This window comes from Agrococcus sp. AC640b (genome assembly GCF_979255995.1).
Genome location: NZ_CEEDMM010000008.1, coordinates 53762 through 69840, shown reverse-complemented (window position 1 = coordinate 69840; position 16079 = coordinate 53762). Strand labels below are relative to the sequence as shown.

The window sequence follows — 16079 nt, the reverse complement described above, 5'->3', positions numbered from 1 at the left end:
AGGCGGCGCGCGTCGGCGTGCACGAGGTGACGGTCGGGAGCGAGTCGGCAGCGCGGGTCAGCGCGCGGGCCCATCTCCGCGCAGCGGCGGCGTGGGCGCCGCGTCGCCCGCGAACGCATCCACGTCGCCGTCGTCGATCGCGACGGGCTTCGGGGAGACGGGGATGAGCAGCGCGAGGCCCGCGAGCAGCACGATCACGATGCCGATGATGCCGAAGCGGGTGTCGGAGAAGATCGTCACGAAGATCCCGAACAGCGTCGGCGCGAGGAACGACACCGCGCGCCCCGTCGTCGCGTACAGGCCGAACATCTCGCCCTCGCGTCCTGGCGGCGTGATGCGCGCCATGAACGACCTGGCCGACGCCTGCACCGGTCCGACGAAGACCGTCAGCACGAGGCCGACGACCCAGAACGCCGCCTTGCCCTCGATGAAGATCGCCGAGATGCCCGCCGTCGACAGCACGATGAGCGACGTCATGATGACGGCCTTGGGGCCGAAGCGGTCGTCGGCCCATCCGCCGACGAACGTGCCGGCTCCGGCGGTGACGTTCGCTGCGATCGCGAACAGCAGCACCTCGGTGGCGGTGAACCCGAACACCGTCGAGGCGATGATCGCGCCGAACGTGAAGATGGCGGAGAGGCCGTCGCGGAAGATCGCGCTCGACACGAGGAACAGCAGCGTCTTCGGGTTGCGGCGACCGATGGCGCGGATCGTGCGGAACAGCCGCCGGTACGACTCGGCGACGCTCACGCGCTCGCCGCGCGCCTTCGCGGGCAGCTCGGGCACGGCGACGAGCACGGGGATCGCGAAGATCGCGAACCAGACGGCCGAGATGACGATCGCGAGGCGCACGTCGAGCGCATCGCCGTCGGTGCCGGTCGGGATCTGCAGCAGGCCGTTCGTCGAGGGGTCGCCGAACGGGAACAGGAACAGCACGAGCAGGATGGCCAGCAGCACGATGCCGCCCACGTAGCCCATGCCCCAGCCGAAGCCCGAGACGCGGCCCATGTTCTCCTTCGTGGAGACCTGGTGCAGCATCGCGTTGTAGTTGACGGAGGCGAACTCGAAGAACAGGTTGCCGACGCCCAGCAGCGCCGCTCCCAGCCAGATGTACTCGGGCACCGGCGTCACGAGGAACATCGCGAGCATCGCGACGACGACCAGGCCGGTGTTGATCGCGAGCCACAGCTTGCGGCGGCCCGAGCCGTCGGAGCGCTGGCCGAGGATGGGCGCGAGCAGCGCGACGAGACCGCCTGCGATCGCGATCGCCCACGCGACGACGGCGGCGTTGTCGGCGAGGGCGTTCGTGAGGGCGGCGACGCCATCTGGCGACGGCGTGAACGTCTCGGTCTCGGTGCCCGCCTCCGCGATCGCGGGGTCGACGAACAGGTCGGAGGCGATGTAGCGGCTGAACACGAACGTCGTGACGACGGCGTTGAACGAGGCGGAGCCCCAGTCCCACAGCGCCCACGCGCGTGCGCGCTTGCGCAGGATCCGGTCGTCGACGTCGGCGATGCTCACGGTCCCGAGCATAGGTCGGGTGCCTGCACGCGAAGCGTGCCGACGCGGCGGCGTTCACCCACCGTTCGCCGAGCCCCTCCGCCCATCGTCGGCGCGCCCCCCAGATGTGCGTTTCGCAGGCGATCGCGGGGGTCCGAGGGGTATCTTCCCTCGGCCACCCCTGATCGCCTGCGAAACGCACATGGTCGGGGTGGATGGTGGCATGCTCCACACGTGGACATCACGCAGACGCTCCTCCCCGGCGTGGGGGTGCGATACGACATGACGACGCGCAAGGGCGTGCCCGTCAGCGTCGTCGTGCATCGCGAGGGACCCGCCGACCTCTGCATCTCCAGCAAGCACGACCCAGACGACGTGCGCCTCGCGCTGCACCTCGACGAGGAGGAGATCGACGCGCTCACCGACGTGCTCGGCGCGCATCGCATCACCCAGTCGATGGCCGACGTGACGAAGGCCATCCCCGGTCTCGAGACGGAGCGGCTGCTCGTCGAGGCGGGCACCCCCTTCGTCGCCCGGCCGCTCGGCGACACCCGCGCGCGCACGCTCACCGGCTGCTCGATCGTCGCGATCGTCCGCGCCGACGACGTCATCGCAGCGCCGACGCCCACCGACCTGCTGCAGGCAGGCGACTCGCTCGTCGCCATCGGCTCCAAGGAAGGGCTCGACCAGCTCCGCACGCGCCTGCAGACCGGGTAGGCGCGCGTGCACGACATCTCCGCCCTGCTCCTCGAGCTCGGAGCCGTCGTGCTCGGCATCTCGGTGCTCGGGCTCATCGCCCATCGCGTCGGCATCTCGCCGATCCCGCTCATGCTGCTCGCGGGGCTGCTCGTCGGCGCGGGGTCGAGCGTCGACCTCGCCGCCGCCGAGCCGTTCATCGAGCCGGCCGCCGAGATCGGCGTGCTGCTGCTCCTGCTCATGCTGGGGCTCGAGTTCACCGCGGGCGAGCTCGGGCAGTCGCTCAAGCGGCACTCGACGTCGGGTGCGATCGACTTCCTGCTCAACGCGTCGGCCGGCTTCGTCATCGGGCTCGTGCTGGGGATGCCGTGGCAGGCGGCGCTCGCGCTCGCCGGCATCACGTGGGTGTCGTCGTCGGGCATCGTCGCCCGGCTGCTGACCGACCTCGGCCGCGTCGCCAACCGCGAGACGCCGGCGGTGCTGTCGATCCTCGTCATCGAGGACATCGCGATGGCGATCTTCCTGCCCATCCTCATCGCGGTGCTGACGGGCGCCGCGTGGTGGCAGGCGCTCGGCGCGGTCGCGTTGGCGCTCGCGGCCGTGACGACGATCCTCGTCGCCTCGCAGCGAGCGTCGGGCGGCATCCGCTGGCTGCTGAGCCATCCGAGCGACGAGCAGGTGCTGCTGCGGCTGCTCGGCATCACGCTCCTCGTCGCCGGCCTCACGCAGCTGCTCGGCGCATCCGCTGCGGTCGGCGCGTTCCTCGTGGGCATCGCGGTGCCGCCGTCGATCGCCGAGCGTGCGCGGGCGATCCTCTCGCCGCTGCGAGACCTGTTCGCTGCGATCTTCTTCCTGTCGTTCGGGCTGCCGATCGTGCCGGCCGACCTGCTGCCGGTGCTGCCTGCGGCGCTGCTGCTCGCCGTCGTCACCGCGAGCACGAAGATGCTCACGGGGTGGCTCGCGGCGAAGCGCGACGGCGTGCTCGTGAAGGGGCGTCTGCGTGCGGGCGCGACGCTCATCGCGCGCGGCGAGTTCTCGATCATCATCGCGGCGCTCGCGGTGGGTGCCGGCTTCCCGGAGCTCGGGCCGCTCGCGGCCTGCTACGTGCTCATCCTGGCGATCACGGGCCCGCTGCTCGCGCGCTTCATCGTGCGTGCGCCGCGTCGCGACGAGGCCCTCGCGTAGCCGGAGGGCCCCGGTGTCGATCGGTCGCTCGATGCGCCGGTGCTGGCCGAATCGCGACATCCCGCGACCACTCATCGTGGAGCGGGTCGCAGAGGGTCGGCGCGGCGGTGGCGACGCAGGCGCATCATGGATGCATGAGCCAGAGCCAGGTGCGCAGCATCGCCGCAGCATTCGACGTCGTCGCCGAGCCGTGGCAGCCGCATCGGCTCGCGACCGTGAACGACGCGGACGTGAAGGTCGTGCGCCTGCTGGGGGAGTTCGTGTGGCACAGCCACCCCGACTCCGACGAGCTGTTCGTCGTGCGCTCGGGCACGCTCGTCATCCAGCTGCGCGACGGCGACGTGACGCTCGGCCCGGGCGAGCTCTTCGTCATCCCTGCCGGCGTCGAGCACTGCCCGCGTGCCGACGACCCGGTGGAGGCGATCCTCATCGAGCGCGTCGGCACCGTGAACACGGGCGACGCCGGCGGCGAGCGCACGGTAGAGGCACGCGAGCTCTGACGCCTGGGCGCGTCGAGCGGTCAGGCCGCGATCGAGATGAGCAGCGAGGCGAACACCGCGATGATCGCCGTCGAGTAGGCGAACGCGACGACCGAGTGCACGATCGCGAGGCCGCGCACCGAGCCGCGCACGAGCTGCACGTCCGACGAGGAGAACGTCGTCGACAGCTGCACCGCGAGGTAGACGAAGTCGCGCAGGGTGCGCGGCTCGTCGCCCGGGAACACGAGGGAGTCGTCGTTCGCCCACGAGCGCATGTACTCGACGGCGAACACCGCGACCATGAGCACCCACGTGCCGCCGACGCCGAGCACGCAGATGGGGACGAGCCAGATGCTGCCGTCGAGGTCACCGGTCGCGAGCAGCACGACGGATGCCACGCCGACGAACACGACGATGCTCGCCCACGACCACGGTCCCGAGAGGAAGAGGAAGCGCACGACGCGGCTGCGTTCGTCCGAGCGCACGAGGTGCGCTCGGAGCCGGTCGCCCGTGAGGCCGCGGAAGGCGACGACCGTCATGCCGAGGAAGATCGGTCCGTAGAGGCCGAACCCGATCGCGAGGAACGCGGTCGAGAGCGTGCCCTCCTCGAGGTCGACGCCGGCGCTCGCGCGCAGCAGGGCGAGCGCACCGACGCCGAGCACCATGGCCGCGACGGTCGCGAGGGAGTGACGCACGACCTCGCGATGCGTCTGCTTCGTGCCGCGTGCCATGCGGGCAACCGTATCCGCAGCGAGCGGCGCCCGGCTCCGCGCCCGGCTCAGCGCGCGTTCGAGATGAGCAGCGACGCGAAGACGGCGACGATCACCGTGGAGTAGGCGAACGCGACGATGGAGTGCACCGTCGCGAGTCGGCGTGCCGAGGTCTCGACGAGCTCGACGTCGGACGACGAGAACGTCGTCGACAGCTGCACCGAGAGGTAGACGAAGTCGGAGAACGTCGGGTCGCCCTCACCGGGGAAGCGCAGGGAGGCGTCGTTCGCCCACGCGCGCATGTACTCGACGGCGAACACCGCGACGAGGAGGATCCACGTGCCCACGACGCAGAGCACGCAGGCCGCGAGCAGCAGGAGGCTCTCCGTCGCATCGCCGGTCGCGAGGAGCACGACCGACACGACGCCGACGGTCACGATCGTCGCGGCCCAGGTCTTCGGCCCGCCGAGGAAGAGGAGGCGCACGAGCGTGCGCTGCTCGTCGGAGCGGCGGAGCCGGTCGCGCAGCGCGTCGCCGCCCAGCGCGCCGAACGCGCGCTGCGTCAGCCACAGGAAGATGGGCCCGTAGACGCCGAAGACGAGCGTGACCGAGACGAGCAGCGAGCTCGCGTACTCGATGTCGCGATCGGCGAGCAGCAGCAGCAGGAGGAGCACGAGCGCCACGAGGGTCGCGAGCACGATGGCGAGCGTGTGGCGGACGACGTCGCGGTGCATCCTCGAGGGGGCCTTCGGCATGCGCTCACGGTAGCGGGACGGGGTGCGGCGCACGCTGCCGATGCCCCGCGGATCCTGGGCGGATCCACAGCCGGAGCACCCGCCCAGAACTTGACACGACTCCGCTCAAGGGGCAAGGTTGAGTCTGCACGGCTCAAGTCAGGGTCGCCGCCGTGCATCGGTTCCGGGGGACGAGTTCGCCGCCAGTCATGGGGGGTTGTCGGCGGGCTCCTCCACCGGAATCACGCAGACCAGCAGACATCCGCAGAACCAAGGAGCAGCCACCATGGCACGAGCAGTCGGCATCGACCTCGGCACCACCAACTCCGTCGTCGCATTCCTCGACGCCGGTCAGCCCACCGTCATCGCGAACGCTGAGGGCTTCCGCACCACCCCGTCCGTCGTCGCATTCGCGAAGGACGGCGAGACGCTCGTCGGCGAGCCGGCCAAGCGCCAGGCCGTCACGAACGTCGACCGCACCATCGCATCCGTCAAGCGCCACATCGGCACCGACTGGACGACCGCGATCGACGACAAGCGCTACACACCGCAGGAGATCTCGGCGCGCATCCTCGGCAAGCTGAAGCGCGACGCCGAGACGTACCTCGGCGAGCCCGTCACCGACGCCGTCATCACCGTGCCCGCCTACTTCAACGACGCCGAGCGTCAGGCGACGAAGGAGGCCGGCGAGGTCGCAGGCCTCAAGGTGCTGCGCATCATCAACGAGCCCACGGCCGCTGCCCTCGCGTACGGCCTCGACAAGGGCAAGGAGGACGAGCTCATCCTCGTCTTCGACCTCGGTGGCGGCACGTTCGACGTCTCGCTGCTCGAGGTGGGCAAGGACGACGACTTCTCGACCATCCAGGTGCGCTCGACCGCGGGCGACAACCGCCTCGGCGGCGACGACTGGGACGAGCGCGTCGTCGAGTGGCTCACGAAGAAGTTCAAGGAGTCGACGGGCGTCGACGTCTCGAAGGACAAGATCGCGCGCCAGCGCCTCAAGGAGGCCGCGGAGCAGGCGAAGAAGGAGCTCTCGTCGTCGACGTCGACGAGCATCCAGCTGCCCTACCTCTCGCTCACCGAGAACGGCCCCGCCAACCTCGACGAGACCCTCACGCGTGCCCAGTTCGAGCAGCTCACCTCCGACCTCCTCGAGCGCACCCGCAAGCCGTTCGAGGACGTCATCCGCGAGGCGGGCGTCACGGTCGACGAGATCGCGCACGTCGTGCTCGTCGGCGGCTCGACCCGCATGCCCGCCGTCACCGAGCTCGTGAAGAAGCTCACCGGTGGCAAGGAGCCCAACAAGGGCGTGAACCCGGACGAGGTCGTCGCCATCGGCGCTGCCCTGCAGGCCGGCGTGCTGCGCGGCGAGCGCAAGGACGTGCTGCTCATCGACGTCACGCCCCTGTCGCTCGGCATCGAGACCAAGGGCGGCATGATGACGAGGCTCATCGACCGCAACACCGCCATCCCCACGAAGCGCTCGGAGACGTTCACGACGGCGGAGGACAACCAGCCGTCGGTCGCGATCCAGGTGTTCCAGGGCGAGCGCGACTTCACGCGCGACAACAAGGCGCTCGGCACGTTCGAGCTCACCGGCATCGCCCCCGCGCCGCGCGGCATCCCGCAGGTCGAGGTCACGTTCGACATCGACGCGAACGGCATCGTGCACGTGTCCGCGAAGGACAAGGGCACCGGCGCCGAGCAGTCGATGACGATCACGGGCGGCTCGAGCCTGTCGAAGGACGACATCGAGCGCATGGTGAAGGACGCGGAGGAGAACGCGGCAGCCGACAAGGCGCGTCGCGACGCCGCCGAGACCCGCAACGGCGCCGAGCAGCTGGCCTACTCGGTCGAGAAGCTGCTCGCCGACAACGCCGAGCAGCTGCCCGACGACGTCAAGACGTCGGTGCAGGCCGACGTCGACGCGCTGAAGACGGCGCTCGCAGGCGACGACGACGAGGCGCTCAAGTCGGCGTTCGACACCCTCACCGCGTCGCAGCAGAAGCTGGGCGAGGCGCTGTACCAGCAGCAGGCGCAGCAGCCGCAGGCCGGCGACGCCGGCGAGCAGCCGCAGCCGGAGCAGCCGTCGTCGAGCGACGACGACGTGGTCGACGCCGAGATCGTCGACGACGAGGCTGACGACAGCGAGAAGAAGTAAGTCGGATGGCTGACGACATCCGACCCGACGACGACGCGATCGAGCCCGAGGGCCCCGTGTTCCGCGACAAGCGGCGCATCGACCCCGAGACCGGCGAGGCGCGCCAGAGCCCAGCGGAGGCCCAGGCTGCCGCAGAGGCCGCGGCCGCGGCGCAGGCAGAGGGCCAGCAGGCGCAGGATGCGGGAGCCGAGGCTCCCGCATCCGCCCCCGCCTCGTCCTCCGACGACCTGAGCGTCGAGGATCGCGCGCTGCTCGAGAGCGAGGCCCAGCGCCTCGCCGCCGAGCAGGAGAGCTTCGACGCGCAGATCGCCGCCGCGCAGGACGAGGTGCGCAGGCTGCAGGCCGAGTACGTCAACTACCGCAACCGCGTCGAGCGCGAGCGGGCTGCCGACAAGGCGGCGACGACGGCCTCGGTGCTGTCGGCGCTGCTGCCTGCGCTCGACGACCTCGACCGTGCCGAGCAGCACGGCGACCTCGAAGGCTCGCCGCTGGCCATCGTGGCGCAGAAGCTGCGCGGCTCGATCGCAGGCATCGGCCTCGAGGCCGTCGGCGTCGTGGGCGAGCCGTTCGACACGGCCGTGCACGAGGCGATCGCGCAGCTGCCGAACCCGGAGGTGACCGAGATGGTCGTCGCCGACGTCGTGCAGCGCGGCTACCGCATCGGCGAGCGCCTCGTGCGCGCCGCGAAGGTGGCGGTGTTCGTGCCCGTCGACGCACCAGCAGAGCAGTAGGCCCATGGCGAGCAACGACTGGTTCGACAAGGACTTCTACGCGGTCCTCGGCGTCGCGAAGGACGTCGACGCCGCGGCCCTGAAGAAGCAGTACCGCACGCTCGCACGGAAGTTCCACCCCGACTCGAACCCCGACGACGCGAAGGCGGAGGCGCGGTTCAAGGAGATCTCCGAGGCGTTCACGGTGCTCTCCGACCCGAAGCAGCGCGAGGAGTACGACGCCGTGCGCGCCATGGCGGGCGGGCGTCCGCGCTTCGCGCCCGGCGCGCAGGGCGGCTTCGAGGATGTCTTCGGCGGCATGTTCGGGCAGGGCGGCGGGCCGCGCGTGCAGTACTCGCAGGGCGACTTCGAGGACCTCCTCGGGGGGATGTTCGGCGGTGGCGGTGGCGGTGGCTTCCAGCAGCGCGCGCCGCAGCGGGGCCGCGACGTCACCGCCAACGCGCAGCTCGACTTCGTGTCTGCGGTGCAGGGCGACACCCTCAAGCTCACCGTCGGTGGTCGGTCGATGACCGTGAAGATCCCCGCCGGCGTGCACGATGGCCAGAAGATCCGCATCGCGGGCAAGGGGCAGGCGTCGATCACGAACGGGCAGCCAGGCGACCTCATCGTGACGGTGCAGGTGCGGCCGCACGCCGTGTTCCGCATGGAGGGCCGCGACATCCGCGTCGACGTGCCCGTGACGTTCGCAGAGGCGGCGCTGGGCGCGACGATCGAGGTGCCGACCGTCGGAGGTGGCACCGTGCGCCTCAAGGTCGCGCCCGGCACGCCGTCGGGTCGCGTGCTGCGCGTCAAGGGCAAGGGCGTGGCCTCCAAGCAGGGGCCCGGCGATCTGCTCGCGACCGTGCAGGTCGCGGTACCGTCGCACCTGAACGCCAAGCAGCGCGAGTCGCTCGAGGCGTTCATGGCGGCCTCCGGCGACGAGTCGCCGAGGGACGACCTGCTGTCGAAGGCGAGGTGAGCGTGGGACGCATCCCGGAGGAGCTCGACGAGACGAGCCCGATCTTCTCGATCGCGGCCGCCGCCGAGCTCGCGGGGATGCATCCGCAGACGCTGCGCCAGTACGACCGCATCGGCCTCGTGCAGCCGCAGCGCACCGCAGGCAACACCCGCAGGTACGCGATGCGCGACATCGGGCAGCTGCGGCAGGTGCAGCTGCTGTCGCAGGAGGGCGTGTCGCTCGAGGGCATCCGTCGCATCCTCGATCTGTCGAACGAGGTGCGCAGCCTGCGGGAGCGTGTGCGCGAGCTGGAGGCGACGCTCGCCGACCAGGTCATCGACCGCCGCGGCCGCGTGTTCGCCGCCGGGGTCGAGGGCGTCACGTCGATCCGTGCCGGTGCACGGCCGACGAAGCGCAACCAGGTCGTCGTCTGGCGTCCGCTGCACCGCGGCTGACCCGCACGATCCGCCGCGCGATCGTGCAGCGGATCGGCCGCTGCACGGGTGCATGATGGTGCCGTGACCGACAGCACCGCGACCGAGCCGCCAGAGCCGACCCGTCCGCTGCCCGATGCGATCGGGAGCGAGCCCGTGGCCGCGCCGGCGCGCCCGGTCTCGGCACCTCCTGCGACCTCGGGTGGAGGCAGGGCTCGCGCGGGATCGGCGGAGCCCGCGGCGACGGCGACGAGCCGCGACGCGGCTGCCCAGCGGCAGCCGACGCCGCTCACCCCGGAGCGCAGGGCCCGCCGCGGGGCGGTCGTCGCCGGCGCCATCGCGCTGCCGCTCGTCGCCGCGGGCCTCGTGCTGCTGGCCGTGCCGCTCGCGATCTGGCAGCTCGCGACGATCGTGAAGACCATCGTCGTCGTGATCGCGAATGCCGTCTCCGGCTCGGGTGCCGCGTCGGATGCGAACTCGACCCTCGCCTCGATCGACCCCGACGCCATGTCGGGCCTCACGCTCGCGTCCGCGATCGTCGGTGCCGTGCTGCTCGTCGCCGGCCTCGTGGTGAGCGTGCTCGTGCTGCGCGCGCACGGCGTGCAGCGGCCCGCGATGGTCACGGTGGTCGCCGTGCCGATGGGCTCGCTGGTCGCCGCGATCGTCACCGCGACGGTCGGTGCGCTCGGAGGCCTGCTGTTCGGCACGAGCGACACCGTCAGCCAGGTGCTCGGCAACGCCGCGGTCGGCATCGCCCTCACGGCCATCGCATCCGGCATCGCGACGATCGTCACAGGCGCCCTCGTGTGGCTGTGGATGCGCAGCGTGCTGCACGATCGGCCCGCCGCCGCAGAGCGCTGACGCGCCGCGACGTCCAACGCGATGCGAGCCAGCGTCTCACTGCGTGTCCAGCGACCGGCGGTAGCGTCGCCGTCGTGAGCGAGCTCGAGGCACCGCCGCCGCCAGGCAGCGACACCCCGGTGCCCAGCGACGTCGTCGCGGCGCCCCGCCGCCGTCGCGCCACCGCCTCCGCACCCGACGGCCTCGTGCCGACGACGGCGCTCGAGCGGCGCGCCGAGCGTCGTGAGCGAGCACGACGAGCGCGAGCGCTCCCACCGCCCGTGGTGCAGCCCAGGCCCGCCGCCCCGCTGCCGGGTCCCGTGATGCCGGGCGCCGTGCCGATGCCCGGCTACGCGCCCCAGCCCGGGCACGCGCCGCAGCCCGGCTACGCACCGCCTGGCTACGCACCGCTCGCCTACGCGCCGTCTGGCTACGCGCCGCCTGGCTACGCACCGCCTGGCTACGCGCCGCACCCTGGCTACGCGCCGCACCCTGGCTACGCGGCGCCCGGCTACGCGCCGCCCCGCTACGCACCGACGTACGCCCCGGTTCCACCCCTGCCGCCCAAGCGCAGGCTGACGCGCGTGCAGACGCGCGCGGCGCTGCTGGGCTCGCTCGTCGGCCAGACGCTGCTCGCGCTCGCGACCCATCTGCTCGTCGCCTCGTGCGTCGTGCTGCTGCTGTGGGGCACGTTCGGCGAGGGCGGCACCGACGGCATCGAGGCCCTCGAGGCCGACAGCCTCACCGACGTCGTGGCGTTCTGGGCCGAGCCGGAGCGCATCCCGATCACGCTCGTGATCGTGCTGCTCGTCACGGGTGCCATCGCCGCGGGCGGCTGCGTCGCGAGCGTGCTCTGGCACCGTGCCGCAGGACTCGCGGGCATCAAGCGCTCGATCGCGCTCGCCTACGTGACGACGACGGGCATCGGCGGCATGATCGGCGTCGTCGCGTGGCCGACCCTGGCCATCGCCGGGCTGTTCGCGAGCCTCCTGTCGTCGGCGGCGCTCACCGTCGGCTCGATGTGGGGTGCGCTGTTCCTCGGCCTCGCCGTGGGCGTCGTGCTCACGGGAGCCGTCGGCATGCTCTTCGGCTGGATCTACCTGCTCGCCTTCCGCCCACGGCCCACGTGGGCGCAGATCGAGGCCGAGCGTCGGCAGGCCGAGCTCGACGCCGAGCGTCGAGCGCTCGAGGCCGACGCGGCGGAGCTCGCGAGGGTCGACTGACGTGACGCCGGGTGTGCAGCGTGCGCCGCGCGCGCAGCGGCCGCGACGGCCGGCGCTGCCGCCGGACGTGCGACGCGCGGCCCGCGCGGCAGGCGGGTGGGGGCTGCCGCTGTGCTCGGCGGGCGTCAACCTCGTCGTCGCGCTCTCGGCCGTGGCGGTCGTCGTGGCCATCGCGCGCTGGTTCCTCGTCGAGCTCGTCGCCGGCTCCGACGGCATCGAGGACGCCGTCGCAGGCTGGCTCGCGAGCATCGACCCGACGCCGTGGATCGTCACGGTCGTCGTCGTCCTCCTGCTCGCCTCGGGCGTCGCGGCGCTCGGCGTGCTGACGAGCGTGCGCATCCTGCGCCGTGCCGGCATCGTCGCCGCGTGGCCGATCACGTGGTGGTGCTGCGGGGTGGGCACCGTGGTGCAGGCGGCTCTGAGCATCGCGGCGAGCGGCGTCACCGCCGCGCTGGGACTGCTCACGGGCGGCGTGGGCCTCGGCATCGCGATCGTGCTGTACCTCGCGACGTCGACGCTGCTCACGGCGATCGTCGGCTACGTCGCGGGGCCGCGACTGTGGATGGCGCGCACCCAGCGCGTGCTCGCGCGGCAGGGTGACGGCGGTCTCGCACGCAGCGACGTCGCGCACGGCGGCATCGCACCGTGGATCCCGCAGACCGCACCGATCGCTCCGACCGATCCGGGCCCACCGTCCTCGCTCGGCTCCGGAGGCGCCCGATGACCGCCGACGCGGCAGCCGTCGACCCCGAGGGTCGATCGGCAGCAGCATCCGAGGCATCCGCGCTGCACGCCGCGGCGACGTGCTCCGCGCACCGGGCGCCGTGCCGTTCGTGCGGCAGCCGCTCCGGTCAGCGCACGCGTGCGCCCGGTTCGAGCGGGATGCCGAGATCCCGCCGGACGAGGAGGTGGATCGTCAGCGCGGCGCGAGGCGCGAGAGCTCGCGGCGGATGGCGCGCGGCCGCAGCGGGCGGCATCCCGCATCCGTCAGCGCGCGCACGATCGTCGGCTCGCGACGCGCGAGCATGAGGCCGCGGCGTACGAGGAACGTCGGGCTCTTGCGGCGCTCGCGCAGATCGCGGAGCAGCCGGAACGCCATCGTCGTGCCCCGCGGACGACGCACCGCGATGGCGTCGAGCAGCAGCCCGCGTGCGAGCGCGGGCGCGACGACCTCGCTCGCGAAGATGCCCTCGGCGACGAACGCGGGCGCGTCGCCGAGCGCGAGGGTGCGCCAGCCGACGCGGTCGCTGCGTGCGATGTCGTAGTCGGGCACCCTCGTCGCACCCGTGGTCGCGAGCTGCTCGATCGCAGCGATCGCGTCGGGCAGATGCCAGGAGCCCGGGTGGTCCCAGTCGACCTCGCCGGTGTCGAGCAACGGCAGCTCGGGATCGCCGGCGACGCGATAGAAGTCGTCGAGGCGCAGCACCGGCAGCCCCGACGCCTCGGCGAGACGCGACTTGCCGGAGCCTGAGGCGCCGCCGATGAGCAGCATCCGTGCTCTCGGCGTCGCCATGGGTGCATCGGCCGCGTCGTCGGAGGGCGCTGGCGCGTCGGGCATGGACTCCATGATCCCATGCGCGCAGCCGCGAGCGGGATCATGGCCGCGCCCGTGCCGCATCCCGATCGGTCGCATCTCTCGCAGACGCGCTGTACCCCGTCTCGTGACCGCGCGCGACATGTCGTCTAGCATCGCCGGGATCGCGCTCACGCGAGTCCAGCACCCGTCGCCGCGGCGACACGCCGCTGTCACGTTCCCGAGGGATCCTCGTCCTCTCTGTGACGGATGATGCCCCGCCGTGCTGCGACGGGCGTCGGGACCGCAGGATCTCGACCGAGGAGTTGACGTGGTAGCCACCACAGGAGTTGCCGGCATGCCAGGGAGGCCGCGTGCGCGGCGCTGGACGAGCATGCTGACCGCAGCCCTGCTGGCAGCAGGCAGCCTCGTGTCCCTCGCGACCGCCGCGGCAGCGCCTGCCCAGGCGGCGCAGCCCGGCTTCGAGTGCACCGCCGACGCGGTCTACGCCACGAGCAGCGCCGGACAGATCTCGAGGGTGCAGGCATCCACCGGCGCGGTCACGCCGAACGGCGCCTTCACCGTCCCGGCTGGCAACACGGTCAACGCGCTCGCGATCGGCGAGGGTGGCGGCCGCTACGCGTACGGCTACGACCGCACTGCAGGCCAGGTGCTGCGCTACGACGCGCAGACCGAGACGACGCAGGCGTTCGCAGGCGTCCCCGGCAGCTTCGCGACCATCGCAGGCGCCATCGACCCGGCGACCGGCATCTACTACTTCGCCACCGGCGGACCGACGTGGACGCTCTACGCCTTCGACACGACGACCCACGTCGTCATCGGCCAGGTCGGCACCATCAGCGGCCTCGCCGCCAACGGCGACATGGCCTTCGACTCCGTCGGCAACCTCTACGTCGTGTCGAACGGCAACGCCGCCGCACCCGGCGCCTTCGCTCGCATCGACGCTCCCATCGCGACGACGGCGGGCTCGGTCGCGTACGCGGCGACGCCCATCGCCCAGACGCCAGGCGGGCTCGGAGAGTACGCGTCGCTCGCGGTCGTCGCCGACGGCAGCATCGCGATCGGTGCAGGCACGACCGTCACGCGCGTCGCCCCCGAGACCGGTGCGACCCTCTCGCAGACCACGGCGGCCGTCCCCGGCTCCCTCGCCGACATGGCCAGCTGCGCCTACCCGAACATCCTCGTCGTGCAGAAGGACCTCCCTGAGGGTCGCTACCTGCCGACGGACCAGTTCCGCGTCGAGGTGACTGGCGAGGGGTCGCAGACGGCCTCCGTCGGCACCACCGAGGGCGTCGACGACGGCGTGCAGGACCTCGCGAACGAGGTCGCAGGCCCCATCCTCGGGCTGGACGGCGTCGCGGGCACCTTCACGGAGGTCGGCGTCGGCACGACGGACCTCGCGAACTACGCGACGACCTGGCAGTGCGTCGACATGGCGACCGGCGCGACGGTCGCGAGCGGCACCGGCACGACGGGCTCGGTCGACGTCGCAGCGGGCCCCGTCGCCGCCGAGGTGCACTGCACGTTCACGAACATCCCCCTGCGTCCCTCGCTGTCGTTGGACACGTCCGTCGCCGAGCTCGTCGACGCCGACGGCAACGGCTCCACCGACGCCGGAGACGGGATCCTCTGGCAGTTCACGCTCACGAACACCGGCACGACGGTGCTCGACGACCTCGTCGTCGACGACGACGTGCTCGCGGCAGCAGGCATCGGCGTGACGTGCGACCCCGCGACGCTCGCTCCCGGAGCCTCGGTCACGTGCACCGCCGATGCCGCGTACGCGATCACCGCGGCCGACGTCGTCGCAGGCCAGGTCGTCAACACGGCGACGGCGACCGGCGTGCCGCCGACGCAGCCGCCGGTCACGAGCCCGCCGGACACCACCGTGACCCCGGTCGGCGGCGACGAGGTCGAGGAGGCCGACCCCGAGTCGGGCACGGCCGTCACCCTCGGCGACACGATCACGTACACGCTGACGATCACGCAGACCGGCACGGGGCCCGTGCGCGGCGCGACGCTCGTCGACGACCTCTCCGACGTGCTCGACGACGCGACGCTCGGCGCCGATGCCGTGGCGTCCGCGGGCACGCTCTCGTTCGACGCGGCCGCGCGAACCCTGCACTGGACCGGGGACCTCGCCGTGGGCGACGTCGTGACGCTCACCTACTCGGTGACGGTCACGGGCGCGAGCGGTGCGAGGCCGCGAACGCCGTGACGAGCGCCGGCTGCGCACACGCGTGCACGGCCGAGCATCCCTCCGGGGCGTACGAGGTCGTGAAGGGGTCGGATCCAGCCTCAGGGCCGTCGGTCGTCGAGGGTGACGTCCTCGGTCACGGTCGCGGCAGCCGGCGACACGGTGCACGAGACGGGCGACGACGTCGCGACGAAGGACGCTGACCCGGCATCGGGTCTCGCGGCGAGGGAGGGGCGAGCGGTCGGCTCGCCCCGCCTCCGCGGCAGGATGGCGCGGCGTCGTCACGATCGCCGTCGCCGCTCGTCATGGGTGCAGGAGGGTACAAGCCTCCTGAGCCGAGGGCCCACGTGGACAACTTCGCGATGTCGATCGCCTGCGACGCGTGCGGCGCGTGCGCGGTGGTCGCGCGCGCGAACCTCGACGACGTGCTCGACGAGGATCCGAGCATCGCAGCGCTCCTCGAACCGCTCTGGCAGCGCGGCTGGGTGCACGACGCGGTCCACGGCTTCGTGTTCTGCTCCGACGCCTGCGCTCGAGCGCACGGTGTCGACGAGCGCCCGGACGACCGGTGGCTGCGCTGGGCGCTGCAGGATCCGGCGTGAGGCACCCCCTCGTGTCGGAGCGCCCGCGGAGCGCGACGACGTACCCCCCTCGCGCACGTGCCAGCGACCTCCCCGGCACGGTCTGCGACCATGCACGATGGAGGGGTGGGATGCAG

General features: G+C 72.1%; 16 protein-coding genes. 12 read left to right on the top strand and 4 right to left on the bottom strand.

Annotated elements, in window-relative coordinates; genetic code table 11:
* Window positions 1-57: 57 nt before the first annotated feature.
* Complete coding sequence (locus ACZ6H8_RS04985) at window positions 58-1521, bottom strand: MFS transporter (RefSeq protein WP_464145068.1); 1464 nt, start codon at window positions 1519-1521, stop codon at window positions 58-60.
* Window positions 1522-1734: 213 nt separating this feature from the next.
* Here ACZ6H8_RS04985 and ACZ6H8_RS04980 point away from each other — a divergent pair, with 213 nt between their 5' ends.
* The 3 genes from ACZ6H8_RS04980 (at window position 1735) to ACZ6H8_RS04970 (ending at window position 3881) form a co-directional block, all read left to right on the top strand.
* Window positions 1735-2217, top strand: coding sequence for a cation:proton antiporter regulatory subunit (locus ACZ6H8_RS04980; protein WP_464145064.1), 483 nt, complete (start codon window positions 1735-1737; stop codon window positions 2215-2217).
* Between the two features lie 6 nt (window positions 2218-2223).
* Window positions 2224-3381 (top strand): cation:proton antiporter, encoded by a 1158-nt coding sequence (locus ACZ6H8_RS04975; protein WP_464145060.1) that lies wholly within the window; start codon window positions 2224-2226, stop codon window positions 3379-3381.
* 134 nt (window positions 3382-3515) lie between these two features.
* Window positions 3516-3881, top strand: a complete 366-nt coding sequence (locus ACZ6H8_RS04970) for a cupin domain-containing protein (protein ID WP_464145058.1) — start codon at window positions 3516-3518, stop codon at window positions 3879-3881.
* A gap of 20 nt (window positions 3882-3901) precedes the next feature.
* On the opposite strand, the gene ACZ6H8_RS04965 is transcribed toward ACZ6H8_RS04970, so the two are convergent.
* Window positions 3902-4591, bottom strand: coding sequence for a DUF1345 domain-containing protein (locus ACZ6H8_RS04965; protein ID WP_464145056.1), 690 nt, complete (start codon window positions 4589-4591; stop codon window positions 3902-3904).
* A gap of 47 nt (window positions 4592-4638) precedes the next feature.
* Entirely contained in the window at window positions 4639-5325 is a 687-nt protein-coding gene (locus ACZ6H8_RS04960) for a DUF1345 domain-containing protein (protein ID WP_464145052.1), read from the bottom strand.
* 265 nt (window positions 5326-5590) lie between these two features.
* On the opposite strand from ACZ6H8_RS04960, the gene dnaK reads away from it, so the two are divergent.
* The 7 genes from dnaK (at window position 5591) to ACZ6H8_RS04925 (ending at window position 12354) form a co-directional block, all read left to right on the top strand.
* Entirely contained in the window at window positions 5591-7465 is a 1875-nt protein-coding gene (gene dnaK / locus ACZ6H8_RS04955; protein WP_464145049.1) for a molecular chaperone DnaK, read from the top strand.
* 5 nt (window positions 7466-7470) lie between these two features.
* Complete coding sequence (locus tag ACZ6H8_RS04950; protein ID WP_464145048.1) at window positions 7471-8196, top strand: nucleotide exchange factor GrpE; 726 nt, start codon at window positions 7471-7473, stop codon at window positions 8194-8196.
* Window positions 8197-8200: 4 nt separating this feature from the next.
* Window positions 8201-9154, top strand: a complete 954-nt coding sequence (locus ACZ6H8_RS04945; RefSeq protein ID WP_464145047.1) for a DnaJ C-terminal domain-containing protein — start codon at window positions 8201-8203, stop codon at window positions 9152-9154.
* Window positions 9155-9156: 2 nt separating this feature from the next.
* On the top strand, window positions 9157-9588 hold the full coding sequence (locus tag ACZ6H8_RS04940; protein WP_464145044.1) for a heat shock protein transcriptional repressor HspR: 432 nt from the start codon (window positions 9157-9159) through the stop codon (window positions 9586-9588).
* Between the two features lie 63 nt (window positions 9589-9651).
* A complete protein-coding gene (locus ACZ6H8_RS04935) occupies window positions 9652-10428 on the top strand; it encodes a hypothetical protein (RefSeq protein WP_464145041.1) in 777 nt (258 codons plus the stop codon).
* Window positions 10429-10502: 74 nt separating this feature from the next.
* Window positions 10503-11630, top strand: a complete 1128-nt coding sequence (locus ACZ6H8_RS04930) for a hypothetical protein (RefSeq protein ID WP_464145038.1) — start codon at window positions 10503-10505, stop codon at window positions 11628-11630.
* 1 nt (window position 11631) lies between these two features.
* Window positions 11632-12354, top strand: a complete 723-nt coding sequence (locus ACZ6H8_RS04925; RefSeq protein WP_464145035.1) for a hypothetical protein — start codon at window positions 11632-11634, stop codon at window positions 12352-12354.
* Between the two features lie 192 nt (window positions 12355-12546).
* Here ACZ6H8_RS04925 and ACZ6H8_RS04920 read toward each other — a convergent pair whose 3' ends face one another.
* The gene (locus ACZ6H8_RS04920; protein ID WP_464145032.1) at window positions 12547-13188 is read right to left on the bottom strand and encodes a hypothetical protein; all 642 of its coding nucleotides are present in this window, start codon (window positions 13186-13188) and stop codon (window positions 12547-12549) included.
* 349 nt (window positions 13189-13537) lie between these two features.
* Between ACZ6H8_RS04920 and ACZ6H8_RS04915 the strand changes: the two genes are divergently transcribed.
* Window positions 13538-15382: a DUF7507 domain-containing protein gene (locus tag ACZ6H8_RS04915; RefSeq protein ID WP_464145028.1), complete on the top strand. Its 1845-nt coding sequence runs from the start codon at window positions 13538-13540 to the stop codon at window positions 15380-15382.
* A gap of 326 nt (window positions 15383-15708) precedes the next feature.
* The gene (locus ACZ6H8_RS04910) at window positions 15709-15963 is read left to right on the top strand and encodes a hypothetical protein (protein WP_464145025.1); all 255 of its coding nucleotides are present in this window, start codon (window positions 15709-15711) and stop codon (window positions 15961-15963) included.
* Window positions 15964-16079 lie beyond the last annotated feature (116 nt).